Below are 7,180 nucleotides of genomic sequence, written 5' to 3'. Positions count from 1 at the left end.
GACTCCGACTCCGGAAACCCCGACTCCGACTCCGGAAACCCCGACTCCGACTCCGGAAACCCCGACTCCGACTCCGGGGATAATACTTGGTACTGTCGGCGATGATGCGATCGAAGGTAGTCCGCAAAACGACACCATCGACGGCCTTGCAGGTGACGATGAAATTTTCGATGAAGCAGGAAATGACTCCCTTCTAGGTAATGCCGGAGATGACTACTTAAATGGCGGCGCAGGAAATGACAGCCTCTTTGGCGGTGCAGGAAATGACTTCCTAGACGACGAATTGGGCAATAATTTGCTCTCCGGCGACGACGGTAACGACGCAGTTTTAGGCGGAAACGGTTCCGACACCCTCACAGGAGATGCCGGCGATGACTCTTTGTTTGGTTACGAAGGCAATGACTCTATTTCTGGCGGTATTGGCAACGATATCGCAGATGGCGACGATGGTAACGATACCTTAGCTGGCGGTGACGGCAATGACGAACTCAGTGGCGGCGCAGATAATGACAATATCAATGGCGGCCTTGGAAACGACGAACTCTACGGAGATGATGGCAACGATACCCTAGAAGGCGGTGGCGGTGTAGACAGTCTATTTGGCGGTACTGGTAATGACTTCTACGTGTTAAATGGTACTTCCGCAGGGGGCAATGTCATTGCTGATGACAACGGCACTGATAGTCTAACTCTCAATGGTGTCACGCTGGCGATCGGCTTGGCCGCCGATACGGCAGGCGTCACGCGGGGTGGCGAATTCGATACCGACTTGCTAATTGACCTCAACAAGGACGGGATTTTTAACGCGACTGACGACTTGTTGATTCTTGACTTCTTCGCTGAACCAAATCTCGAACAAGGAGATGGTTTTATCGAACAAGTTGGCAATCTCTCAGGGGCCGCTATTCTCACGAGTTTCCCGCTGAAGGCGACTCCTGAAGATGATTTCCTTCCAGGTGGCAGTGGCGATGACAGCATTGACGGATTGGCCGGCAACGATGAGATTGAGGGCAATCAAGGCAATGATTCGCTGTTCGGCAACGCTGGCAATGATGTGTTGAACGGCGACGAACTCATTACGATTAGTGAGGCGGGCGGTACGGTAATTCTCGGTACGGGGATTGGCAATGACTATCTCGACGGCGGCGATGGCGACGACACCCTCGACGGCGGCGAAGGTAACGATACTCTCCTAGGCGCTGCCGGTGACGACAGCCTGTGGGGCGGTGAAGGTACTGACATTATCAATGGAGGAGATGGCAAAGATTCTCTGTACGGGGCTGAAGGGAATGACAGTTTGTTGGGCGGTGCCGACAATGACTTTTTGTTCGGAAACGAAGACAATGACACTCTCGACGGCGGCGATGGAGATGATTCTCTAGATGGCGGTGAAGGCAATGACAGCATCGTCGGCGGTGCCGGTATCGATACGGTGTCTTATGCTACTCTGCTGAGTCCTGTGAATATCAATCTCGCGGCGGGAAGTTCCACAGCCGAAGGTACTGATACTCTCACCGGTATCGAAGTTATCATCGGTACAGCTTTGCCTGATACTATCACTGGCAGCAGCAGCGATGAAAGCCTCATCGGTAACGGCGGTGCCGACATTCTCACCGGTGGTGGCGGCAACGATACCTTTATCCTCGAACCCACACAATCCGCCGGCAGCAAGATTCAAGCAGGTGCCGGCACTGACAGCCTGGTTGTCACGGGTGTTACCGCAGCTTTATTTCTAAGTCCCGGTAAAGTTGGAGTTGATCGCAGCGGTACTAGCTTGCTAGTAGACATCAACAAAGACGGTAAAATCAACGCCGCAGATGACATCGAAATTCTCAATTTCTTCGATTCTCCCAGCAGCAATCGCCCCGGCAGCGGATTTATCGAAACTGTTGCAGGTTTATCGGGAAATACTATTCTCGATCGCTTTGTTCCTCCATCTCTACCCCCACTCCCAACCACACCCACACCCACACCAACTCCCACACCTGACGGCCCCCAAATTTTAACGCCGGCAATTGGGATTCCGAGTCCGAATACTACCGTTGATTCTACTTTCAGTGGCGGGCCGCTTAGCGATTTGTTCTTCGGAACTCCGCAAGGTGACGCATTGGATGGTTTAGCTGGAAACGATACGATTTCCGGTTTAGATGGTGGTGATAATATCCTTGGCAATGACGGCGAAGATTCGCTATTGGGCAATGCTGGCACCGACTTTATCGATGCTGGAAATGGCAATGATATTGTTTACGGCGGTAAAGCTTCCGATACCATTTTAGGTGCCGGCGGTAATGATTCGCTGTACGCAAATAAAGGCTTGGATGTTGTTTTGGGAGGAGACGGTAACGATATAATTTTGGGAGGAAAGGGCGATGATTCTATCGGCGGTGATGCTGGAGATGACAGCATTTTCGGTCAGTTAGATAATGATTTCTTACTCGGCGGCAGCGGTAATGATGTTGTTAGCGGTGACGTTGGGGATGATACTTTAGCAGGTATCGATCCGAGTGCTACTAACCCAGGAGTTGGGGAGTTTGATACTTTGACTGGCGGGGAAGGTAATGACCGTTTCTTGCTGGGAGATAGTGATAAAATCTACTACTCTGGTGATGGTAATGCTGTGATTAGTGACTTTAAGTCTGCTGAGGATGCGATCGTCCTTTCGGGAATTAAGGGCAATTATTCGCTGTCGGTTTCGGGAAATGCGACTAGCATTTTCCTCAAGAAACCCGGTGAATCCGATGATTTAATTGCCACGGTGCAAGGGGTGATGGATTTGAATCTGGATCAACCTTATTTCACTTTCATTTAGAAGCGGCTTTTTTTAACCGCAGATACACGTAGATTAACGCAGATGAATTTTACCATTTTGCGTTGATCTGCGTTGTTTTACCCTTTCCCAATCTATTCAGAGTGCCGTACCAGTCAAAATTTATCACTTCAAACTGACATCTTGCAGCAATATCAATAAGAGGATTTTTCGTGGGGTTGGGCGGGTTTATAGAACCTATTTGCAAGCTTTAAGGCTGTTGGCGAACCCGCCCCTACGGCTAATTGAGAATGGTGCAAGATATCAGTTCAAACCGATTGAATTCAAGGATGATTTCCTCCTATTCTACGGTTGATATTCAGCAAAAATTTCAATCTTTCCGACAATGTTTTGATTAAATTGAGCCAATTCTTCGGCAGGAATCCAATATTCTTGATGAATCGAACTGCCGACAGTTTGGACGGGATATTTTTTTAAGAATTCAGCCAAAACTCGAAACCGGGTTACATAGCCGAAATATCCCGATGCTGCATCTTTTGTATTCCAATCTCGTGCAATTTGTATGGCATATGCTTTGTGGAGTACGGGATAAAAAATAGGCTGAAAGGATAAGCGCGGCGGAAATGCCAGAAAATCGCTTTCTTTAATCAGTTCCATTTCTTTTTTGCCCACGGCTCGGAACAGCGTTACTGTCTCTTGATCTGATATATTGATATTTTTAAACCAAGCTTTCCAACCGTCCCAATTGTGAACTATTTTAGCCAATTCAGCGTAACCGGCTGCGCGGGGATGGGAAACGTCATTTTCGGTAAGTTCTTTATGCCAAATTTCGGAGTTTTGCAGCGGGGTGCAAACATCTAAATAAGGCACATTTAACTCGTTGCAAACTTGGGAAAACTGTTCAGATAAGTTGGCAATACGCATTGTGCGATCGGCATCAATAACTGGCGGTGGCCCTACCATTAATACTGGAAATATATTTTTGGCTGACGTGAGAATAGAGCGGGCATTTTCAATTGATTGTTCAACTTCTATGCGAATCTTTTCGTTTTCTAGGTAAGTGTCGTTGACGCCAAAGGAAAATACTATTCTGCCGTCAGCGTAGTGAGGTAAGCGGCCAGAAACTTCGTTGAACCAACGAGTTTCTATATCGGCACTGGTTTCTCCCCTTATTCCTAAATTGTAGTAGGTAATATCGTGTCCTTGTCCGCAAGCGGCCGCGCAAATCCGTCCTGTCCAACCAAGACATTTGGGATCGCAAGTACCGTTTACAAAAGAATCGCCGATAAAACAAATACGCATATTATGTATGGGAAGTGGGAATGGGGAATTGGGAATTGGGAATGGGGAATTGGGAATGGGGAATTGGGAATGGGGAATTGGGCATGGGGAATTGGGCATGGGGAATTGGTTATTTTTAATTAGAAAAACTACTAACAAGTAACTACTAACCACTAACTACTAACTACTAACTATTACCGATTACCAATTACCCCTGCCCGATGCCCCATGCCCCATGCCCGATTCCTTTAATTCTTGCCGATGACGGACAATCCCTCTACAATTAGAGACGGTGTTTGGCAAGAACCGTTCCACTCAGAGTCTCCTCCCAATTCTACTAATTGTTTGAGGACGCTGTAGACGTTGCCAGCTACCATTGTGTCTTTAATTCTGCCGACTATTTGACCTTTTTTGACTCGGTAGCCGAGATCGACATTAATTGAAAAATCGCCGGAAATTCCAGCACTGCCGCCAAGCATTTGATCGACTACAATTCCGTCGTCTAATTTAGCGATTAAATCGATTAGCGATCGCGAACCTGGTTTAATCAAAACATTGAATAAACTCGGCGTCGGATAGCTGCCCAAACCTGGGCGAAATCCGTTGCCGGTGGTGCCACTGCCCAAGGCTCGACCGGTGGTACGATCGGTATAAAATAGCTGCAACACTCCGCTGTTGATAAAGACGATCGCCCGAGTGGGAGTACCTTCGTCATCAAAAGGACAGCTATAGGGCCCGATATCCGGCTGCTGCGAGAGGGTGACAAGGGGCGATGTCACTTGTTGGCCTAATCGATCGTTCCAAGGCGAAGCGCCTTCGAGTACCTGTTTGCCGTTCAACGCCGCACAGACAGTGCCCCACAGTAAATCGGCGGCTTTGGCTGTAAACAGCACCGGCACGCGGCCCGTGGGGGGGGCTACATTTTCTTTCGCCCATTCCAAACGCTGCAAAACCCGCTTGGCGCTGGTGTTTAAGTCGAGGGTGCCGCGTTCGGTTTCGCCTTCCCAAATGTTGAGGAAATCTTCGCCCCGCACTAATTCTGCTGACAAGTAACCGCTGAGGGTGGTGTCGGTGTGACTGGAATCCAAGCCTTTGGTGTTCACCAAGCGCGTGCTCTCGATTTCGCAGTCGAGTTCGGCGGTGCAGAGGCTTTCTGGATAAGCTTCGCGGACGATCGCGATCGCCTCTTTGCCCCAGTTTACTAGCTGTTCGGCCGGCACCGACACTCCGCGATCGGGATAAACAACTTTCTCACCGGTGCCGAGTTCGATGGTTTCCGGTTCGTTAAGTTGCGAAAGTGCGATCGCCCTGTCCACCAAAATTTGCAGTTCCACAGGCCCATAGGCCACCGCCAAACCCGGCCGCCCGTCCCGCCACAGCCGCAGGGCAATGCCTTCTGCTTGGGCGGTTTCTAGCTGTTTGAGACGGTTTGCTTCAAAAAAGACCGGCCGCGAGAGCGATTGCGATTCCAATACCTCAGCAGCTTCTGCACCTGCTTTGGTGGCTAGTTCTAGCAGTTGTTCTGCTGATTGGTGATTGGTCATTGTTGTCGGTGGTTGGTAATGGGCGATTCGATTTTCGATTTTCGATTTTCGATTAAAGAATTGGCAATAACTTACTGGATATGGGTTGGGTGCACGGGTCTACATTTAGATTCTTTTGGGAAAACTGGTGTAATTGGCGATAACCAGATTTTACAGTCATTGGTCATCAGTCATCAGTTAATAATCTACCGTCATTAGTCTAGAGTTAACAGCTATATTGACTCATAACTAATGACTAATGACTAATGACTAATGACTAATAACTAATGACTAAATAGTTAGTTCGTGCAGCAGCCAAAATCCTGCGAAAGATTCCGATTCAGGATTCGACTGAATTGCTAAGAAATGTACTTTTTTTGCTTGGTTTTTCGCGGCTTCAAATCCTTTCGCTTCTCTCTCAGTTGCTGCGTCTCTGAGATTAGCTAAAATCCAGCGATCGTTAGCTCCCGTATCTAATACCAGCCTAGCAGGTGGGCCGCTCTCAAATTTCAGGAAAGCCAACTCCAAGCCCGACATCCAACCTGCCAGGGCTGTTGCTCTCGACGAGTAGATAATTAGTCCCGGAATTTGCGTTTCTGGGGCGAGGCGTGTCATCGGCAGTCCGAAAGCTTCGCCAAATCCGATATCCCACTCGGACATTTCATCAAAAGCTGCGATCGGCAAACTCACAAACGCCCATTTTTCGCCGATTAAAGCATCCGGCAGCGCAACTGGCGTTTCAGGTACAAATTGAACGCTCGGGTTCACAACCGGTTGATAGCCCGGTTCGGCGGGATAAACGTCTTGCATCCGTTCTTCCAGCCACAGGCTAAGGGCGAGGGTGCGGCGGCTGCAGGCGGCGGGAATGTCCAAGTCATCGCAGGCTTTAGTAATCATGTTCGCCATTTGGCGGCGGAAAAAGCGGATTTTTTCGGGGCGTTTCGGTGCTGCGGCGATCGCCTCTTTAATAGCACCCGCCAGCCACAGGGAATTCACGGTTGAACTGGAGCAGAATTGCGAGTAGCGAAACAGAGATTCGGCCTTGTCGCCTACATTCAGCGGGCTTTCGCAGATCAACACTTCCCATTTTTTTTTCTCTCGCTCGTCTATGATTGGACGGCTGTAAAAGTCGAGTTCCCAAATAGTAGCCATGCCGCGCTGTTAAAAATTAATCCTTTCTCATGTTACCGGACAGCGGGCAAGTTTCTGATTCTGACCATATAAGGCTGATTTTCACTTTCAAGGGCGATCGCACTTTCCCAAAGATTGTGGCTTTCCCTTGCAGCTTCCCGTGTAATTTTTGGCAGCAGTGCACAACCGGAAGCATTAGCAACTCCTCGGAGAACTGTCGCGGAGCAATCTCAACCCGCGATCGTTTGTTAAACTTGTGCAAGCCAGGGAAAACAAACAGTATTGTAAAACTTCCTTGAGTTTATAAGCAATTATAAACAATAATGGTATTCTATTGTTGTGAGTGTTGAACAAGGAATACGCATAGCCCAAAAAACGCAAGTCTCAAATGCAACTAACACAGAGGCACATCATTAAATCCACGGAACACCGTTTCGCCCAAATAGACGAACTAGCTTTCAAGTCCAAAAACCTCTAC

General features: G+C 48.6%; 4 protein-coding genes. 1 reads left to right on the top strand and 3 read right to left on the bottom strand.

Features of this window, described 5'->3' with window-relative positions; all coding sequences use genetic code 11:
• Positions 1-2,809: calcium-binding protein (locus tag QUB26_RS30515; RefSeq protein ID WP_333321059.1), on the top strand; the 2,809-nt coding region annotated here is incomplete at its 5' end.
• Between the two features lie 303 nt (positions 2,810-3,112).
• On the opposite strand, the gene QUB26_RS30510 is transcribed toward QUB26_RS30515, so the two are convergent.
• From QUB26_RS30510 to QUB26_RS30500, 3 genes are all read right to left on the bottom strand, one after another.
• Positions 3,113-4,069: a GDSL-type esterase/lipase family protein gene (locus QUB26_RS30510; protein WP_333321057.1), complete on the bottom strand. Its 957-nt coding sequence runs from the start codon at positions 4,067-4,069 to the stop codon at positions 3,113-3,115.
• 227 nt (positions 4,070-4,296) lie between these two features.
• Entirely contained in the window at positions 4,297-5,592 is a 1,296-nt protein-coding gene (locus QUB26_RS30505; protein ID WP_333245938.1) for a TldD/PmbA family protein, read from the bottom strand.
• Between the two features lie 270 nt (positions 5,593-5,862).
• Positions 5,863-6,723, bottom strand: coding sequence for a Tab2/Atab2 family RNA-binding protein (locus QUB26_RS30500; RefSeq protein ID WP_333142181.1), 861 nt, complete (start codon positions 6,721-6,723; stop codon positions 5,863-5,865).
• Positions 6,724-7,180: the final 457 nt, after the last annotated feature.

The sequence above is a fragment of the Microcoleus sp. B4-C1 genome (assembly GCF_036705285.1).
In the GTDB taxonomy this organism is placed as follows: Bacteria; Cyanobacteriota; Cyanobacteriia; order Cyanobacteriales; family Microcoleaceae; genus Microcoleus.
Note: the sequence above shows the minus strand (reverse complement) of the source record. Positions and strands in the feature narration are given on the sequence as shown.

Coding starts and splice junctions, on each gene's coding strand:
- QUB26_RS30505 (WP_333245938.1), bottom strand. CDS start 5,592: ATGACCAATCACCAATCAGCAGAACAACTGCTAGAACTAGCCACCAAA.
- QUB26_RS30500 (WP_333142181.1), bottom strand. CDS start 6,723: ATGGCTACTATTTGGGAACTCGACTTTTACAGCCGTCCAATCATAGAC.
- QUB26_RS30510 (WP_333321057.1), bottom strand. CDS start 4,069: ATGCGTATTTGTTTTATCGGCGATTCTTTTGTAAACGGTACTTGCGAT.